Origin of the sequence: Pantoea dispersa (assembly GCF_019890955.1) — a bacterium.
GTDB lineage: Bacteria > Pseudomonadota > Gammaproteobacteria > Enterobacterales > Enterobacteriaceae > Pantoea > Pantoea dispersa.
The window spans coordinates 154,172-173,011 of sequence record NZ_CP082347.1; the positions used below are offsets into that span (position 1 = coordinate 154,172).

General features: G+C 61.0%; 14 protein-coding genes. 8 read left to right on the top strand and 6 right to left on the bottom strand.

Going from position 1 to position 18,840, the window contains the following annotated elements; all coding sequences use genetic code 11:
• Positions 1 to 5 precede the first annotated feature (5 nt).
• From K7H94_RS19495 to K7H94_RS19505, 3 genes are read right to left on the bottom strand one after another with little or no spacing between them, the layout of a single operon-like run.
• A complete protein-coding gene (locus K7H94_RS19495; RefSeq protein ID WP_222952303.1) occupies positions 6 to 1,085 on the bottom strand; it encodes a M24 family metallopeptidase in 1,080 nt (359 codons plus the stop codon).
• The gene (locus K7H94_RS19500; protein ID WP_222952304.1) at positions 1,078 to 2,721 is read right to left on the bottom strand and encodes a GMC family oxidoreductase; all 1,644 of its coding nucleotides are present in this window, start codon (positions 2,719 to 2,721) and stop codon (positions 1,078 to 1,080) included. Before K7H94_RS19500 ends, K7H94_RS19495 begins: the two co-directional genes overlap by 8 nt.
• A gap of 10 nt (positions 2,722 to 2,731) precedes the next feature.
• A complete protein-coding gene (locus tag K7H94_RS19505) occupies positions 2,732 to 4,051 on the bottom strand; it encodes an MFS transporter (RefSeq protein WP_222952305.1) in 1,320 nt (439 codons plus the stop codon).
• 207 nt (positions 4,052 to 4,258) lie between these two features.
• Here K7H94_RS19505 and K7H94_RS19510 point away from each other — a divergent pair, with 207 nt between their 5' ends.
• Together K7H94_RS19510 and K7H94_RS19515 are read left to right on the top strand one after the other, a co-directional pair.
• Positions 4,259 to 5,431 (top strand): ROK family protein, encoded by a 1,173-nt coding sequence (locus tag K7H94_RS19510; RefSeq protein WP_222952306.1) that lies wholly within the window; start codon positions 4,259 to 4,261, stop codon positions 5,429 to 5,431.
• Positions 5,432 to 5,533: 102 nt separating this feature from the next.
• On the top strand, positions 5,534 to 6,970 hold the full coding sequence (locus K7H94_RS19515) for a sugar porter family MFS transporter (RefSeq protein WP_159377504.1): 1,437 nt from the start codon (positions 5,534 to 5,536) through the stop codon (positions 6,968 to 6,970).
• Positions 6,971 to 7,031: 61 nt separating this feature from the next.
• Here the strand turns inward: K7H94_RS19515 and K7H94_RS19520 are convergent, their stop codons facing one another.
• A complete protein-coding gene (locus tag K7H94_RS19520; protein ID WP_222952307.1) occupies positions 7,032 to 7,781 on the bottom strand; it encodes an SDR family oxidoreductase in 750 nt (249 codons plus the stop codon).
• 143 nt (positions 7,782 to 7,924) lie between these two features.
• Here K7H94_RS19520 and K7H94_RS19525 point away from each other — a divergent pair, with 143 nt between their 5' ends.
• Positions 7,925 to 8,830, top strand: coding sequence for a LysR family transcriptional regulator (locus K7H94_RS19525; protein WP_222952383.1), 906 nt, complete (start codon positions 7,925 to 7,927; stop codon positions 8,828 to 8,830).
• A gap of 213 nt (positions 8,831 to 9,043) precedes the next feature.
• A complete protein-coding gene (locus tag K7H94_RS19530) occupies positions 9,044 to 9,907 on the top strand; it encodes a DMT family transporter (RefSeq protein WP_222952308.1) in 864 nt (287 codons plus the stop codon).
• 29 nt (positions 9,908 to 9,936) lie between these two features.
• Here K7H94_RS19530 and K7H94_RS19535 read toward each other — a convergent pair whose 3' ends face one another.
• Positions 9,937 to 11,751 carry a glycoside hydrolase family 15 protein gene (locus tag K7H94_RS19535; RefSeq protein WP_222952309.1) on the bottom strand — a complete coding sequence of 605 codons (1,815 nt, stop codon included), beginning with the start codon at positions 11,749 to 11,751 and terminating at the stop codon, positions 9,937 to 9,939.
• 74 nt (positions 11,752 to 11,825) lie between these two features.
• Positions 11,826 to 12,719, bottom strand: coding sequence for an SDR family oxidoreductase (locus K7H94_RS19540; RefSeq protein ID WP_058770520.1), 894 nt, complete (start codon positions 12,717 to 12,719; stop codon positions 11,826 to 11,828).
• A 303-nt stretch (positions 12,720 to 13,022) separates the two neighbouring features.
• Here K7H94_RS19540 and fdhF point away from each other — a divergent pair, with 303 nt between their 5' ends.
• Genes fdhF through K7H94_RS19560 form a run of 4 tightly spaced genes read left to right on the top strand, consistent with a single transcriptional unit; the run spans position 13,023 to position 18,814 of the window.
• The gene (fdhF, locus tag K7H94_RS19545) at positions 13,023 to 15,995 is read left to right on the top strand and encodes a formate dehydrogenase subunit alpha (RefSeq protein ID WP_222952310.1); all 2,973 of its coding nucleotides are present in this window, start codon (positions 13,023 to 13,025) and stop codon (positions 15,993 to 15,995) included.
• Positions 15,995 to 16,480 carry a DUF1641 domain-containing protein gene (locus tag K7H94_RS19550; protein ID WP_222952311.1) on the top strand — a complete coding sequence of 162 codons (486 nt, stop codon included), beginning with the start codon at positions 15,995 to 15,997 and terminating at the stop codon, positions 16,478 to 16,480. Before fdhF ends, K7H94_RS19550 begins: the two co-directional genes overlap by 1 nt.
• A complete protein-coding gene (locus K7H94_RS19555; protein WP_222952312.1) occupies positions 16,473 to 17,843 on the top strand; it encodes a cytochrome ubiquinol oxidase subunit I in 1,371 nt (456 codons plus the stop codon). Before K7H94_RS19550 ends, K7H94_RS19555 begins: the two co-directional genes overlap by 8 nt.
• 11 nt (positions 17,844 to 17,854) lie before the next feature.
• Entirely contained in the window at positions 17,855 to 18,814 is a 960-nt protein-coding gene (locus K7H94_RS19560) for a cytochrome d ubiquinol oxidase subunit II (protein WP_222952313.1), read from the top strand.
• Positions 18,815 to 18,840: the final 26 nt, after the last annotated feature.

Here is an 18,840-nt window from a genome sequence, read left to right on the forward strand (position 1 = left end):
CTTCCTTATGAGGATGTCGGGAGAATCAGCCAGTCGGCCAGCTCTAAGGTATTATCACCGCGCTGCAGGCGAATCAGCGGCCAGCTGTCGCTGCGCGTGAGCGGCGACAGTCCGCTGCGGCTGAGCAAAAAAGTGTCTTCGCTTTTCACGCCGCTCAGCGTCGGGTTCCACGCCACGGCGATGTCGGGCTGCACCTCGCCTCGACTCTCCGGGGTGATAATCCAGTCGCGGCAGCCGTAACCGGCCGGACCGCCCTGATGATGATCGCGCCACGCCTCAGCGTGACCGTGGCGTTGATAAGCCTGAGTGATGTCGGCAAAAACCGCTGACCAGCTGCGCTGCGCCTGAGTGGCATACAGCATATCGGCGTGGATCTCCGCCAGCGTCAAAATGCGCTGGCGCAGCGCCGGGTCGGGTTCGCCGAGATGCACCAGGCGCGTCAGGCTGACATGCAAACCGTGCCGTTCGGCACCGAGGGTGATCAGCATCATGCGCTGCAGCGTTTTGTGCGTCGGCACCGGATGTTTAAATGCGGCGATGCGCTCATCGGCGGCCACCAGCGTGCACATCGGGCGAATGCCGCGCGCCAGACAGCCGGCGGCAATGTCGGCTTCGACCTGCCATTCGCTAACGCCCGCGCGCAGCTGGCGCGCCACCGTTTCGACAACCTGCGCCGTCTCCTGTCCCAGCGTGCGAAAGCGCTGCTGTTCCGCTGCGCTCAGCCCCTGGCGCAGCGTGATCATCTGCGGCTGGATATCGCTCAATCCTGCCATGGGCGTATCGCTGCCGATATTGCCCGCCGGCAGCACGCTGCTCAGCGACTTGTACCACGGATAGTGCCGGGTCGCACAGCTGAACGGCAGCGGCTCTTCGGCCAGAATGCGCGGTAGCTCATTGTCCGGTGCCAGCAGCAGCACGCTGTCGCGGCCAATCAGCAGGCTGGCAACGCCAGTCTCGGCGCGATCCACTACATAATAGCTGGCCCCGTCGGTCAGCCAGGCGATGTTATCGCGGCGCGTCAGCAATACCGCATCCAGCTGCCAGTGCGCCAGCGCCTGTTGCAGGCGCGCCAGTTTGTCACTCATACACGGCCTCCTTGTGCTCAACAATCTGCGACTGCAGAACCAGCTCCGCAGCGCGATGCGCCACGGCCATCACCACCGCATTGGTGTTGCCACTGATAATATTCGGCATCATCGAGGCATCCACCACGCGCAGCCGCTGTACGCCGCGCACGCGCAGGTCGTCGTGCAGCACCGCCAGCGGATCGTCATCGTGTCCCATGCGGCAGGTGCCGACCGGGTGATAGCCGGTTTTCACCATGCGCCGGCAGTGGGCGCCAATCGCTTCATCACTGGTGACTTCCGCACCAGGGAAGATCTCCTGATCGACCATCTCGCGGATGGGCGCGGCCGCCAGCACCTGACGCGCAAAGCGAAAGCCGGCGAGGGTGCGCGCTAGATCGTCCGGATGGCCGAAAATCTGCGTATCGATCACCGGCAGGCTGCTGGCGTTGTTATCGCGTAGCGTCACTTCACCAGTGGCTTTCGGGCGCAGCAGCAGGGAGTTCACCGTGACACCGTCACCGGGATCGGCACCCATCACATCGCGATCGAGATAGACCGTCGGCACGCAGAACATCTGAATGGTGGGCGTTGCCGTGAAATCGAGCGGATCGAAAAAGGCGCAGGTTTCCACGCCGGTGGTGGTCACCGGGCCGCTTTTGAACAACAGATATTGCAGTCCGGCTTTGACCATCGGCCAGCCGCGATCCTGACCGTAGTAGCCAAACGCACCGCGCGTGCTGGCAACCACCGGCACTTCGTAATGGTCCTGCAGGTTTTTACCCACGCCCGGCAAGGCATGGCGCACGGCTATGCCGTGCTGTTTCAGCTGCTCCTGCGGACCGATGCCAGAGAGCATCAGCAGTTTTGGCGTCTGGTAGGCACCGGCAGCCAGAATCACTTCGCGGCTGGCGCGCGCCTGTTGCGGCTGGCCATCCTGACGATAGCGCACGCCGCTGGCACGGGTGCCGTCAAACAGCACTTCTTCAACCTGTGCACCAGTAACCAGCGTCAGCCGTGCGTCATGGCGCAGCGGGTTGATAAACGCATCGACCACGCTGCAGCGCTGCCGCGTCTGACCGTCGATGGTGTGCTGCATGAAGCCGACGCCAGACGGATTGCCGCTGTTAAAATCCGGCGTGTAGGGAATACCCAGCCCTTGCAGAGTTTTGACATAGGCGCGGCTCAGCGGACTGAAATGGCCGAGATGCGACACCTTCATCGGACCGCCAACGCCGTGATTGGGTGCGCCGAGGTGATCGTTATCTTCGATGGCGGTAAAGTGCGGCAGCAGCGCCTCCCACGACCAGTCGATGCCCTGATCGCCCAGCGCCTGGTTCCAGTCGGCGTAATCCTGTTTATGGCCGCGCATGTAGACCATGGCGTTGACAGTCGAACCGCCGCCCAGCACTTTGGCCTGCGGCACGATCACGCCGCGTCCGTTGAGCTGCGGCTGCGCTTCGGTTTGATGCATCGTCAGAAACCGGTCGCTGGCGAGAAACTTCATATAGCCGGCGGGCATTTTCAGCACCGGATGGTATTCGTCGCGCCCGGCCTCCAGCAGCAACACGCGCGCATTTCCTTCGCTGACCAGGCGCGCGGCAACGATACAGCCCGCGCTCCCGCCGCCCACCACAATGTAATCGTACTCTTTCATAACGCTCCGTTTACTCCGATGCGATGGAATCTAACCGGCGCAGGCGCTGCGCCGCCGGGTTGTGCTGCTCGCCCGGATCGAGCGGACTGAGCAGATAACGCCACGAGATAAACGCACTCACCAGATACAGGAAGGCGTAGCCCCAAACCACCCCGAGTGTGCCGAGCAGCGCATTGATTGCGCCGTACAGCGCCGGTCCAAAGAAAGTGGACAAGCCGGCGGCGAAGCAGTAAATCGCCATGGCGTTACCTTTATCCTTCGGCTGGCACAGCGAGGAGAACAGCGCGGCGGCGGGCACGTAGCCGCACAGCGTGATGCCGTACAGGCAGGCGCAGATCACGCTGAGCACAAAGCTGCCGTGACTCCACTGCGGCACAAAGTACATCAGCAGCATCGAGACGCCGGAACCCAGGCCGCCGAACACCGTCAGCACTTTGCGCCAGCCGATGCGGTCGCTCAGCTTGCCAACGATCGGATTAAAGCTCATGCCCACCATTCCCATGATGGTGATCAGGCTGAGGTATTCGGTCTGGGAAAAGCCAATCTGTTCGGTGAAAAAGCCCGGCAGAAAAATAAAGAAGCCGAAATAGGGCGTGGTGTTGATGATGCGCACCACTGCCGCGGCTGTGATGCGCGGCTCACGCCACAGAATATCGATGCCGCCCATCAGCGTGCGCAGCGAGCCCTGCTGACGATGTTCGGCATCCAGCAGCGACTGATAACCGCTGCGCTCTTTCAGCGCCAGCAGCATCACCAGCAGACCGATCGCCACCAGACCCAGCGACAACCAGAAGGTGGCGTATTCGCCCACCAGGCGGATAGAGAAGATCGCTACCAGCGAACCGAGCGTCGGCAGCCCGCCGGTAAATGCCAGCCAGAACCAGCCGGTGGCGGAGCCGCGCATCTCCGCCGGGGCCGCCGACTGAATCCACACCAGAAAGGCGTAGGCAAACATCGGGTAAGCCACGCCGCGCAGGCCATAGGTTAGTGCCAGCAGCAGCACGCTGTGCGACGGCAGCGCCACGGCCAGGAACAGCACTTCAAACACAATCCAGATCAGGCCGCCCGCCAGCATCACTTTACGCGGGCCAATCAGCGTTGACAGCGAACCGGCCAGCCATGAGCCCAGCGTGACGGTGACGCCGTAAAAGGCGATTACCCATGCAGCGATATTCAGGGAAAAGCCGTTTTCGTGCAGATAGGGCGCGAGATAGTTGGACTCGACGCCGTCGCCAATCATAAACAGCAGGACCGCCAGATAGCCCCAGGCCAGCGCGGGCGGAATGCCGAGGCGGATCAGCCACGGATGGGTTGCAGGTGATGTTGTCATTATGTTTTCTCTGTAGGGTTGGTGTCAGCACAGCCAGATAAAGCGTTCGCCCGGCATTATCAGAACGTTTTTTACCGGGATAGCGCGAACGGGTTGTTATGAGCAGGGACTCTAAAGCACGGCAGGCGCGCAGGATGGCGCAACCATCACAGAAGTCAGTAAACACTGTTTAGTAAGATGAGCGCGGATGAAGCGAAAGGAGGCCGCGTGAAAACCGTCGGACTGAATAATTTCCAGGTGCGTAAGCACAATAAAGCGCTGTTTATGCAGCTGATGTGGCGTCATAAACGTCTGAGCAAATCGCAGCTGGCGCAGCTCAGCGGCCTGACCATACCGGCAGCCAGCAAGATTTTGCAGGAGCTGCTGGAGCAGGGCCACGTGCAGCACTCCAGCGCCACGCTGAGCACGCGCGGCAACAGCAACGGCAGTTTTCAATTGCCAGCGCAAGGCGCGTGGACGCTGTGCCTGTGCGTCAAGCCGACCAGCATTGAACTGCAGCTGGCGGATTCGCAGCTGGTGGCGCAGGGCGACTATCAGCAAATCAGCATCAACGCGCAGACGCCAGAGCAGCTGCTGGCGGAGATTGAAACGGTGTGGCGCGCGACCTGTAAACGCTGGCCGAAGCGGCAGATTAATCTGGCGCTGGCGGTGCACGGGCAGGTCGATCCGATAACCGGTGTCTCGCAGCATATGCCGCAGGCGGCGTGGCGCAGCCCGCTGCAGTTGAAGTTTCTGCTGGAGGAGAAGCTGGCGGTTGACGTCCGCGTCGATAACGACTGCGTGATGCTGGCGCTGGCGGAAAAGTGGCTGAACCGCAATGCGCTGGCCGAATTCTGCGTCATCAATGTCGATTACGGCATCGGCTCATCATTTGTCATCAACGGTGAGATCTTTCGCGGCAACCTGTACGGCAGCGGGCAGATTGGCCACACCATTATTGATCCGCACGGGGAGCGCTGTAACTGTGGACGGCAGGGCTGCCTGGAGACGGTCGCCTCGCTCAGCACGCTGAAGCGGCTGGCGCATCAGCGCGCGCCGCAGGCGGTGCAGCCCACCAGCCGTCAGCTGCTGACCGCCTGGCAGGCCGGCGAGCCGTGGATCGTCGAGTGGGCGCAGCGCAGCGCGGAAGCCATCGGCATGAGTCTGTACAATTTCCTTAATACGCTGAATATCAATCAAATCTGGCTGTACGGTCGCAGCTGTACTTTTGGTGAGAGCTGGCTGCAGACCATCGTGCACCAGATTGATTTCAACCCCTTCGATCCGCGCGATGCGCTGAAAAGCAAAGCCACCAACGTGCATTTTGGTCAGCTTGACCGCGCGCGTCAGGTCCTCGGCATCGGTTATCTCTATGTCGAGGCCGATCCCGGTACGGCGTAGTTTACTAAACTCCTGTTACTAAAATCTGTGAGGGCCTGAACTTTCACCCTGCGGTATCGGTGGTGAGATAGCCGCACTTTGACCCTGGTGTGGAGAGTGGCCGTGAACAATCATCAACATCTGAATATGCGTTACGTGTGGAGCATCTGTCTGGTGGCTGCCTGCGGCGGTTTGCTGTTTGGCTATGACTGGGTGGTGATTGGCGGGGCCAAACCCTTCTATGAGGCCTGGTTCAACGTCACCGATCCGGCGGCATCCGGCTGGGCGATGAGCTCGGCGCTGGTGGGCTGCGTGTTTGGCGCGCTGGTGTCCGGCTGGTCAGCGGACAAGCTGGGGCGGCGGCTGCCGCTGATTGTCGCCGCACTGCTGTTTGTGGTGTCGGCGATCGGCACCGCGCTGGCCAGCAGCTTTACGCTGTTTGTCTGGTGGCGCATTCTCGGCGGCGTCGGCATTGGTATTGCCTCGGCGCTCAGCCCGATGTACATCGCGGAGATCAGCCCGGCAGACAAGCGCGGCAAGTTTGTCGCGGTTAACCAGCTGACAATCGTCATTGGCGTGCTGGCGGCGCAGCTGATCAACCTGATGATTGCCGATCCGGTCGTCGGCGCATCAACCCATGCGGCGCTGCGTGAAACCTGGAACGGTCAGGTTGGCTGGCGCTGGATGTTCGCCTCGGCCGCCGTGCCGTCGCTGGCATTTCTGCTGCTGATGATGTGGGTGCCGGAATCACCGCGCTGGCTGATGCTGGCGGGCCAGCCGCAGCGCGCGCTGGCGATGCTGAATAAAATTGGTTCGCCTGCTTATGCGCAGCAGACGCAGCGCGAGATTGCCCGCGCGCTGGAACAGGATCGCCAGCAAACGCGTGCCCGCGCCGGCTCGCTGCTGGCACCGCGCACGCTGCCAATTGTCATCACCGGCATCGTGCTGGCGATTTTCCAGCAGTGGTGCGGTATCAACGTGATTTTCAACTATGCGCAGGAGATTTTTGCTTCGGCTGGTTTCGATATCAACGGTACGCTGAAGTCGATCGTGGCCACCGGCCTGATCAATTTGCTGGCAACAGTGCTGGCACTGCCGCTGGTGGATCGGCTCGGTCGCCGCAAACTGATGCTGATCGGCGCCGGAGGACTGACGCTGTGTTATGCACTGATTGCCGGTGCCTACACGCTGGGCATCACCGGCTGGCCGGTGCTGATTCTGGTACTGGCGGCGATTGCGGTTTATGCGCTGACGCTGGCGCCGGTCACCTGGGTGCTGCTGGCGGAAATTTTCCCCAACCGGATTCGCGGTCTGGCGATGTCGGTCGCCACGCTGGCGCTGTGGATTGCCTGTTTTGTACTGACCTACACCTTTCCCATCCTCAATGCCGGACTCGGTGCAGCGGGCAGCTTTATGCTGTATGGCGTGATTTGTGCGGCGGGCTTTGTCTTTGTGCTGCGTCGCGTGCCGGAGACCAAAGGCATATCGCTGGAGCAGCTGGAGCAGCAGCTCACCGCAGGCGAGCCGGCTGCGGTAGCAGGTGAGCATTCGCTGCGGTAACCGCAGCCATGCTTCAGGCAGAAAGCCGGTGCGCCAGGCGGCGCACCGGTACAACACCCGCTTACACCTGCGCCATACCGCCATCGACAAACAGTTCGGCGGCGTTGATGAAGCTGGCGGCGTCGGAGGCGAGAAACGCCACCACCTTGCCAATCTCTCCTGGCTCACCCAGACGACCGAGCGGCACCTGTGCGGCCAGCGCATCGAACAGCCCCTGGCGCTGATCTTCCGGCACCAGTCCGCCTAAGCCTGGCGTCTGCACCGGGCCGGGGCTCACCACGTTAATGCGGATGCCGCGGTCTTTCACATCCAGCGCCCACGAGCGGGCAAAGTTACGCACCGCCGCTTTACTGGCGCTGTAGACGCTGAAGCCCGGCGTACCCTGAATCGCGGCGGTGGAGCCGGTGAGAATCACCGACGCCTTATCGCTCAGCAGCGGCAGCGCTTTCTGCACGGTGAACAGCACGCCGCGGACGTTGGTGCTGAAGATACGATCAAAATGTTCTTCTGTGATGGCCCCCAGCGGCAGCATGTCGCCGCCACCGGCGTTGGCAAACAGGATATCCAGCCGGCCGGCCTGGCGCGCAATCTGCGCATAGACGGCGTCGAGATCGCTTAACTGTGCCGCATCGGCGCGAATGCCGGTGGCGCTGGCGCCGATGCTGGCGACGGCCGCATCCAGCTCAGCCTGACGACGACCGGTGATAAACACGCGTGCGCCCTGTGCAGCCAATTCCTGGGCGGTGGCGAGGCCAATACCGGAGGTGCCGCCGGTCACTAAAGCAATTTTGTCTTGAAGAATCAGGTTCATAGTACGTACTCCACAGTTGAGCAGGTTAAATGGTGACGGCCTTGCCGTCGCTGAAGTGCACTGTAGCGCTGCCGCTTTTACGGATAAATGGTGTAAAATCGAAAGGACTATTTCTCTGGGTGGATAATCAGATTGGTGCGACAATGGATCAATTGCTGGCAATCCGGGCGTTTGCCCGCGTGGTTGAGGCAGGCAACTTTACCCGGGCGGCCAATTCACTGGATATGCCTAACGCCACCCTGAGTAAGCTGGTGCAGGAGCTGGAAGCGCATCTCGGCGTGCGCCTGTTGCAGCGCACCACGCGCCGGGTCACGGTGACGGCAGAAGGGCGCGATTACTACGAGCGGGCGCTGCGCATCGTGCGCGATCTCGAAGATATCGATTGTGCGTTCAATAGCGTCACGGCAAAGCCGCGCGGTCAGCTGCGTATCGATATCGGCGGTTCAACGGCGCGTGATGTGCTGCTGCCGGCGCTGCCCGATTTCGTCGCCAGGTTTCCCGACATCACCCTGGACCTTGGCGTGTCCGATCGTACCGTGGATCTCATCAGTGATAACGTGGACTGCGTAGTGCGCGGCGGTCCGCTGAGCGATTCGTCACTGGTGGCACGGCACTTAGGCAATGCGCAAATGATCACCTGTGCCACGCCCGGCTATCTGCGGACCTACGGCATTCCGGCCTATCCGCAGGAGCTGAACAATGGCCACCGCATCATCAGCTATCTGTCGCCGCAGAGCGGGCGCGCATTTCCGCTGCGCTTTCGCCACGGTGAAGAGCGAATCGAGATCAAGACCGCGCACCGCGTTGGCGTCAATGAGAGCAACGCGCACCTTGCCGCGGCGGTGGCGGGTCTGGGCATCATTCAGACGTTCCGTTACGCTGCGGCCGCGGATTTGCAGGCCGGACGGCTGGTGGAGATCCTCGCCGACTGGCGTCCGTCCGACTATCCGTTCCACGTGGTTTATCCGCAGAGCCGCCACCTCACCCAGCGCCTGCGGGTGCTGATCGACTGGCTGCGTGAGGTGTTTCCGCAACGGCTGAATGGATGACAGGGTGTAAACAATCTGTTAACGTTTGGCCTCAACCCCATGCTACAGGCGCGTTTATGACACTCTCTGCTGATTCCGCATCGTCATCTGACTTTCGCCTGTATGCGCCTTGCTGCCCGCCACCTCCGGCACGCGTTGTGATTCGCTAAGTATCGAACTTTCTGCGCCTCGCTTAGCGAGCGCGCTAACAACGTTTGTTTCAGGAGCAATGCTATGCGTTCTTCTTCTTCGCTGACTTCGCAGGCAGCGACGTCAGGCTTTGTGCTGCTGTGGGGCAGCGCAGCCATTTTCTCGCGTCTCGGGCTGGATAATGCCTCACCGCTGGCACTGCTGGTGGTGCGTTTCAGCATCGCGCTGGTCGTGCTGTTGCTGGTGGGACTGTTTCGCCGCCGCTGGCTGCCGCAGCCCGGTACGCGCCCGCGCGTGATGCTGACCGGCCTGGTGTTAATCGGCGCTTATTCGCTGTGTTATTTCCAGGCGATGGCGGAGGGCGTGACGCCAGGGCTGATCGCCACCATCATGGGCATCCAGCCTATTCTGACGCTGTGCCTGGTGGAGCGGCGTCTGCCGGGCAGGCGATTGCTGGGCTTAACGGTCGCGCTGGCGGGGCTGATACTGCTGGTGTGGCGTAGTCTGGCGGCGTCACAGCTGCCGCTCAGCGGCGTGCTGTTTGCGCTGGCCGCGCTGCTGTGCATGACCTTCGGTGCCATCATGCAGCAGCGGGTGACGCAGCATCCGGCGCAGGTGCTGCCGCTGCAGTACGGCGTGAGTTTACTGCTGTGCCTGCTATTGCTGCCGGTTAAACCGGTTTATGTCAGTTTCACGCTGCATTTCTGGCTGGCCGCGCTGTTCCTCGGCGTGATGATCTCCGTGGTGGCCCAGCTGCTGCTGTATCGCTTACTGAGTGCGGGCAGTATCGTTAACGTTACCAGCCTGTTTTATCTGGTGCCGGTAATTACCGCGCTGCTCGACTATCTGCTGCTGGGTAACCGACTGCCGTGGCTGAGCCTGCTGGGCATGGCGGCGATTCTGGCGGGTATCCTGCTGGTGTTTCGTGCGCCACAACCTTCGCGTTAACATCATGCCCCGCCAGCCGGCGGGGCATTTCAGCCATGATCGGTCAGCGCCTGTGCGGCGCAAATCAACGCCAGATGACTGAGGCCCTGCGGCATATTGCCGCGCCACTCATCGCTGCGCACGTCGAACATTTCATTGAAGGTTTCCACGTTGCCGCGCTGGCACAGCTTGTCGAGGATCTGCTGCATAGCGCTTTCGGCACGCGTTGTCTCGCCCAGCGCCGCCCAGGCTTCCACCAGCCAGAACGAGCAGGCGATAAAAGTGCTCTCTTCCTGTTCCGTGCCGCTGTAGCGATACAGCATGGCGCTACCGTGTCCCAGTTCCTGCTCAATGGCACGGTAGGTGGCCTGCATGCGTGCCGGGTTGACGCGGCTGCCATAGGGATGCACCAGCGCCAGCGCAGCGTCCAGCCTGCCGTTGCTATCGGGATAAAACACATACGCCTGTTTCTCTTCGTTCCAGCAGTGCGCTTCAATCCAGCTGCTGATGCGGTCGCGCTCGCGCTGCCAGCGTTTCAGCCAGGTCGGTTCAATGTGGCGCGCTTCGGCCAGCGCCACGGCACGGTCGAGGGCCAGCCAGCAGGCCATCTTTGAATGCGTATAGTGCTGCTGCTCCGGCAGTTCCCAGATACCGCTGTCTTTCAGCCGCCACCGATCGGCACAGTGATTGGCCAGCGCACCCAGCATGCGCGAGGTGGCTAAATCCAGCACGTGCCCGGCGCGTATAAACAACTCGGCGGTCGCCAGCATATCGCCGTACATGCTCAGCTGCAGCTGGTCGCGGGCGTTGTTGCCCACGCGTACCGGCTGGGAATGATGATAGCCACGCAGCGGCACGAAGCGTTCGGCAGGCACTTCGTCGCCTTCCAGCGTGTAGCAGGTGCGCAGCGCGGTACCGTGGCGAATAATGGTTTTCGACAGCCAGGAGAACGCCGCTTTACAATCTTCCAGCGCACCGAGAAAAACAAAGGCTTTGATGATCAGACAGGCATCGCGCACCCATGCGTAGCGGTAGTCATAATTCTTCTCTCCGCCAATGCCTTCCGGCAGCGAGGTAGTGGCTGCCGCCGCCAGCGCGCCGGTGGGGGAATACCATAAAAATTTCAGCGACAGCGCCGAGCGGCGCACGTGCTCAGCAAAGCGCCCCTGATAGCTCAGGCTGCGGGTCCAGTCGCACCAGGCGGTATGGCTGGTTTCGATGCGGGTATCGATCGCCTCCAGCGGCGGCACCGCCAGCGGTTCGCGTTCGGTGACCAGCAACGCCACCAGCGATCGACTGCCCTCTGCGGTGCGTAGCGTGGCGCAGATTTGCTCATCGTCACGCTGTTCGATCTGCCAGTCCTCGCTGGTGCGCAGCATTGCCAGCAGATCGCCAACGTGGTAGACGTCGCCCTGTTCGGTGCTGTCCTGCCACGGCGAGCGGGTTTCGGCAACGGTGCCAAAGCGCAGCGTCAGGCGCAGTGTCACTTCGCCTTCAACGCCTTCTACGCGCCGCGCCAGCTCACTCCACGGCAGACGGCCTGCCAGCGTGCTGTTCAGCGATTCGGTCAGCAGCACGCTGCCGTCATCGGTAAAAAAGCGGGTTTCCAGCACGTTGCTGTCAGCACGGTAGGCGCGTTCGGTACGGTAAGGAGCGTCAGGTTCGATCTGGAAAAAACCGCCGATCACGGGATCGAGCAGGCGGTCAAACAACGGGGCGGAGTCAAGGTTGGGCGCGCACCACCAGTCAATGGCGCCGTCGGGCGCGATCAGCGCCACCGACCGGCCTTCACCGATGGCCGCGTAGTCGCCGAGACGGGCAAAGCCCTGATCGCGCATCGGCGACTGCAGCGTTTGATTATTCATGGATCTTCCCTGTCAGCAGAAACGGCAACGTGGCCGCCCGCGGCAGCCACGTAATCCGGATGAGCACCCGTATGTCAGAGGGTGCCGGTACCGCCATCAGAGCACCATACCTGGCCTGAGGTGAAGCTGTTGGTGGTCTCCGCAAAGGTCACATACAGCGGCGCGATTTCAGCTGGCTGGCCGGGGCGGCCCAGCGGCGCGCTGGCACCAAACTGCTCGACTTTTTCCTGCGGCTGGCCGCCGCACACCTGCAGCGCGGTCCAGTACGGTCCTGGCGCGACGGCATTGACGCGAATTTGCTGTTCGCCCAGCTGTTTCGCCAGCGCTTTGGTAAAGGCAGCGATAGCGGCTTTGGTTTGCGCGTAATCCAGCAGAATGGCGCTCGGTTCATACGCCTGAACCGACGAGGTATTAATAATGGATGATCCGGCAGGCAAATATTCCAGTGCCGCTTTGGTGATCCAGAACATCGCATAAACATTGGTCTTAAAGGTGGCGTCAAAATCTTCCGTTGAGAGCGTGCGAATTGACTCATTAAATTGCTGGCGACCGGCGTTATTCACCAGAATATCCAGACCGTCGAGTTTTTCTGCTGCCTCTTTTACCAGCTGCTGGCAAAAAGATTCTGAGCGAATATCACCCGGAATAGCCACCGCTTTACGGCCTTCCGCTTCGATTAATTGCACCACTTCAGCGGCGTCCTGCTCCTCTTCCGGCAGGTAGTTGATTGCCACGTCAGCCCCTTCACGGGCATACGCAATGGCTACTGCGCGGCCAATGCCGGAGTCACCACCGGTAATCAGCGCCTTGCGCCCGGTTAAACGGCCAGTGCCGCGATAGCTGGTTTCACCGTGATCGGGACGGGGTTCCATCTTACTGGCTAATCCCGGAATGGGCTGATGCTGCTTTTTGAATGGCGGCTTTGGATATTCCTGGGTAATCAGCGTTTTGTTAGTAAATGAAGTCATACCTATCTCCTTGTACAGTGGAACGAGTAAATTAAGCCTGGCAGAGATGTGATATTTGTCACGTCAAAAAATAAGCAGTCGCGTTTTATTAAAGCGTGGCGGCAGTGGCTGAAATGATATTTTTAGTTACAAAATCACTAACGTAATGATTATTTTAGCGCTGCGTAAGCTGTGCGCATTATTAAGCGAATCGGTCTGCTTGCGGGATAAAGATTTGTTTCTAAGCTCTATGCATAACTTTACATAATAACCGGCGCTGTCCGGCCCGAATATTTATGAGCGATGGCTTAAACGAGGCGTTAAATGAGCGAAGCACAATGTACCATTATATTTAATGGTGAACGCTTAAGCGGAACCGCAAATCAACCGTTAATTGATTTTCTGCAGGAGCAGGGAAAAAAACTGCCTCATGTCTGTTATCACCCGGCGCTGCCGCCGCTGCAAACCTGTGATGTCTGCTGGGTGGAGGTGGATGGCGAAGCGGTGCGCGGCTGCACGTTACGCAGCGCCGAGGGCTTGCGCGTGGTCAGCCAGAGTGCGGTACTGCAGGCGGCACAGCAGGAGGGCATGGACCGCATCCTCAATCGCCACGAGCTTTATTGCACGGTGTGTGAGCACAACACCGGCGACTGCACGTTGCATAACACCGTCGCGGACATGCACATTCCGATTCAGTATTACCCCTACCAGCGCAAACCGGACAGCAAAGACCACAGTAATCCGTTTTATACCTACGATCCGGATCAGTGCATTCTGTGCGGACGCTGCGTGGAAGCCTGCCAGAATGTCGAGGTAAATGAGACGCTGTCGATTGATTACAGCGCCGATCACCCGCGCGTGCTGTGGGATGGCGGAACGCAGATTGCCGGTTCCAGCTGCGTCAGCTGCGGGCACTGCGTGACCGTCTGCCCGTGCAACGCGCTGCTGGAAAAAACCATGCAGCCCGACGCCGGTCCCTTCACCGCGATGGATGAAGACCTGAAGCGGCCGCTGATTGATTTCGTCAAATCGCTGGAAAACAGCATCGGTATGGAGCCGATCACCGGAATTTCGCTGATCGATGATGCGCTGCGCAAAGTCGAAATTAAAAAAACCAAAACCGTCTGCACCTATTGCGGCGTCGGCTGCAGTTTTGAAGTCTGGACGCGCGATCGCCACATCCTCAAAATCCAGCCGGTGGCTGATGCGCCGGTTAACGGCATCTCAACCTGTGTCAAAGGCAAATTTGGCTGGGATTTTGTGAACAGCCCGAACCGGCTGACCACGCCGCTGATTCGTGAAAACGGCCAGTTCCGCCCGGCCAGCTGGGAAGAGGCGCTACAGCGGGTTGCCGACGGACTGCGCGCGGTGGCGCGCCAGCACGGCGGTAACGCCATTGGTTTTATTGGTTCCAGTAAAGCCAGCAATGAGGAAGCCTACCTGACGCAGAAGATCGCCCGTCTGATTTTCGGCACCAATAACGTGGACAACTCCTCGCGCTATTGCCAGAACCCGGCGACGGAAGGGCTGTTTCGCACCGTGGGCTACGGCGGCGATGCCGGTACGCTGCGCGATCTGCAGCAGACCGACCTGATCATCACCGTTGGCAGCAACCTGGCGGAAAACCACCCGGTTTTCGCGTCACATATCAAGCAGAGCCACAAACATCGCGGACAAAAGCTGCTGGTGGTCGATCCGCGCCGTCACGAAATGGCTGAGCGCGCCGACTGTTATCTGCGCATCCGTCCCGGTACCGACATGGTGTGGGCATCGGCGATGGCGCGCTACATGTTCGATCACGGTTATGCCGATGAAGCATTCCTGCGCACGCGCGTTAATCAGGTGGCGGAATATCGCGCCTCGCTGGCTCCGTTTACGCTTGAGATGGCCAGTGAAGTCACCGGTCTGAGCGTGGCGCAGTTGACCGAAGCCGCCGAGATGATCGGTAACGCGGGCAGCGCCTGCCTGCTGTGGGCGATGGGCATTACGCAGCACAGCCACGGTGCGGATACCAGCACCGCACTCTCCAATCTACTGCTGGTCACCGGCAACTACGGCCGCCCTGGCACCGGCGGTTACCCGATGCGCGGTCACAATAATGTGCAGGGCGCCAGCGATTTTGGCTGCTTAAGCAATGTCTATCCCGGCTACGAAAAAGTGACCGATGCGCAGGTGCGGGAAAAATGGGCGCGCGCCTGGGGCGTGGCACCGGAAGCGCTTTCCGATAAAGCCGGGCTGGATAACTTCATGATGGTGGAAGACGCGCATAAACAGCGGGTGCGCGCCATGTACATCATCGGCGAAGAGACCGCCTTTTCTGATGCGGACTCGACCAAAGTGCACGAAGCCTTTAGCCGGCTGGATTTCATGGTGGTGCAGGACATCTTCATGAGCCGTACCGCGCAGTTTGCGGATGTGGTGCTGCCTGGCTGTCCGAGCCTGGAGAAAGAGGGCACCTTCGTGAATACCGAACGGCGCATTCAGCACTTCTCGCCTGCGTTTGCGCCGCTCGGCGACAGCCGGCCTGACTGGCAGATACTGACTGAGGTCGCCGCGCGTCTCGGCCATCACTGGCACTACCCAAATCCCGGCGCCATCATGGCAGAAGCTGCTGGTATCGCCGCGCTGTTTGCCGGGGTCAGCTATGAGAACCTCGTCGGCTGGCAGTCACAGCTGTGGCCGGTAAACGCCGACGGCAGCAGCACGCCGCTGCTGTATACCGAGGCGTTCGCCTTTCCTGATGGCAAAGCGCGTCTCTACCCGCTGACATGGCAGCCACCGATGGAAGCGCCCGATACGCAGTACGACCTGCTGCTGAACAATGGCCGCATGCTGGAGCATTTCCAGTCGACCAATCAGACCGGGCAGGGCGGGCGCATCAAATCGCTGTCGCCCAACTGGTTTGTTGAGATTTCGCCGCAGCTGGCGCAGGAGCGGCAATTACAGCAGGGCGACTGGGTGGAGCTGCGTTCGCGCCGGGGCAGCGTAGAGGTGCCGGTGGTGGTGACTGAACGGATGGCCGGCAATGTGTTGTTCATTCCTATCCATCATGGCAAACCGGGGGTGAACGGGCTGACCGGTGAACACCACGATCCCGACGTCAACACCCCGGCCTACAAAGAGATTGCGGTGACGATGCGCAAACTGGCGCATGCGCCACAGCCGCACCCGATTCCGCTGCACAACTTCCGCCACGGCCAGCGCACGCCGCTGGATCATCTGCCCGTTGAACAAAAATGGCAGCAGCCTGAATACCGGCTACCGCCTGAACACGTTTCGCATCCGGAGAAAAGCTAATGGCCGAACCGCTGCACTATCAACCCGCTCCGACGCGCACCGAACCCAGCGCGCAGGAAGCGCTGAACGAACTGCTGGAGAACCTGCATCAACACGGTTTCCTGCGCCTGGCTAATGACATGGTAAAAGCCAACAATGACATCGGCAAAATCGTCGCCGCCGGGCTTAACCGGCCCGGCACGCAAAATGCGGTTCAGAACCTGTCGCTGCTGTTTATGACGCTCAGCACCGTACCGCCGGAGCGTTTCAACCATTTGCTGCTGGCGCTGCGCGATGCCCTGCTGGCGATGAAGCCGGCCAGCGACACGGCGCAGCAGGAGAAAAGCGCGCCGGGCGTCAGTGGCGTGCTCAAACTGCTGAATGATGAGGCGCTGTGGCAGGGCATCCGGCCACTGCTGGCGGCGCTGGAAACCTTCGCGCGCGCCATGCAGGGTGACGAGGAGAAGCCGATAACCCGCTACAGCGGTAAGCCGAGCCGTGAGTAGCCAGGAGTGGGTGCTGCTGATCGCGCGCGGTCAGTTTGCCCTGACGATGGGCATGCACATTACCCTGGCAGCGCTGACGCTGGGGCTGGCCCCGTTTCTGGTGTGGTTTGAAGCGCGCTGGCTGTGGGGCAGGCGGCCGGAAGCGCATCAGGCGCTGCACTTCTGGATCAAGGTATTCGCGCTCACCGTGGCGATTGGCACGGTTTCCGGCGTGATCATGGAGTTTCAGTTCGGCACCCACTGGTCGGTGTTTGCCAGCAAAGCGGGCGGCATTATCGGTCCGCTGATGCTGTATGAAGTGCTGATCGCTTTTTTCCTTGAGTCGGCGCTGACCGGCGTGATGCTGTTTGGCATTGATCGGGTGAAACCCGGCGTGCATTTCGCCATTACCTGTCTGGTGGCGCTCGGCGCGGTTTTTAGCGCTTTCTGGATCCTCGCCGCTAACTCATGGATGCAAACGCCGCGCGGCTTTACGCTGAATGATGCCGGCCAGTTCACGCCGGATAGCGCCTGGAGTTTGATTTCCGCGCCCTCATTTGGCTGGCGGCTGGCGCACATGCTGCTGGCCTCGTGGATCAGCGTGGCGTTTTTGCTGGGTGGTGTCGCAGCGTGGCGCCTGCTGCGTAATGCTGGCGAGGCCGCCAGCCGGCTGATGCTGCGCAGCGCGCTGACGGTGTCGCTGTGCATCCTGCCGCTGCAGATGGTGGTGGGTGATCTGCATGGCGAAAATACCCGTGATTATCAGCCCGCCAAACTGGCGGCGATCGAGGGCAGCTGGCAGCCGCCTGCGCCAGGGGAGGGCGAGCCGCTGCGGCTGTTTGCGCTGCCCGATCAGGCGCAGCAGCGGAACCACGCCGAGCTGGCAATCCCGGCTATCGGCTCGCTCTACCTGCGCCATAACCTCAGCGGCCACATCAAAAGCCTGGGTGAATTCCCGCGCGACAGCCTGCCGCCGGTGCTGCCGGTGTTTTTTGCCTTTCGCCTGATGGTGGGCCTGGCGCTACTGATGCTGCTGAGCAGCCTGGCGGGCAATGTGCAGCGCTGGCGCGGTCGTCTTGATCAGTCGCGGCGCGTGCTGCGTCTGCTGGCGCTGATGTCACCGGCTGGCTTCATTGCGCTGCTGGCGGGCTGGGTGGTGACGGAGGTCGGCCGGCAGCCGTGGACGGTATACGGCATGCTACGTACCGCCGACAGCCTGGCGCCAATGTCCCTCGGCAGCAGCGTCGCCATTTTCTTGTCGGTGGTGGTGATTTACGCACTGAGTTTTGCCTTTGGTCTGGGTTATCTGCTGCGCCACCTGGCGGCACCGCTGCCGGATCCCCAGGCGACGGCGGTAGCAGAAACCATACAGACGCCAGCCTGAGGAGGGTGAAGATGTTGGTCGAACTTTCTGCGGTGCTCCTGCTGTTTGCCCTGCTGATGTATCTGGCGCTGGATGGCACGGATAGCGGCGTGGGGATGCTGCTGTACAGTTTCGACCAGCCACAAGAACGGCAGTGGATGGTGCACAGCCTGCTGCCTCTGTGGGATGCCAATGAAACCTGGCTGGTGTTGCTGGCAGGCGGCATGCTGGCGCTGTTTCCGCCGCTGTACAGTCTGCTGTTACAAACGCTGAAGGTGCCGCTGTTTCTCTTCCTGCTGGCGCTGTTTTTGCGCGGGCTGGCGCTGGCGTATCGCGGTCAGCCTGGCGAGACCGGGCGACGCTGGCTGGACCGGCTGCTGATGGTCAGCTCGCTGCTGGCAGCGTTTCTGCCAGGCTGGATGAGCGGGTTGATGCTGGTGTCGCGTCCGCCCAGCGGGATTGTGATTGATTTTTCGCTGGTGCCGCTGCTGTGCGGTCTCGGGCTGGTGGCGGTTGATTTGCTGCTGGGCTGCTGCTGGCTGTGCTGGCGCATTGGCGAGCCGGTGGCGGAGCGGGCGCGGGCGCTGGCGATGCTGTGGTGGGTGGTGACGCTGGCCTGCTTTATTGCCGTGCTGCTGCTGGAGCCGGCGCTGTGGCAGCAGAGCTGGCAGCGCTGGCCGGGAAAAGTGTTGCTGAGCCTGTTGCCTGCGCTGTGGCTGCTGCAGCTGCTCACGCTGTGGCGGGAAGCGATGGTGGCGTTATTGATGATCACGTTGGTGCAGACGGGCGTGGTGGTCGCGGCGCTGGCGTGCGGACTTTATCCGTGGTTGCTGCCGTGGCAGCTGGAGATGCACCAGCAGGCCTCCTCGCCGGTGACGCAGGGGTTCGTGGTGACGGGTTTGCTGATTGTGTTGCCGCTGACGCTGCTGTACCACAGTTGGGCGTTCTGGGTGTTTAAGCGCCAGCCGCAGGCAGCACAGCGGTCGCCATAAATGGCGCCCCTACAGGACATAGCTCA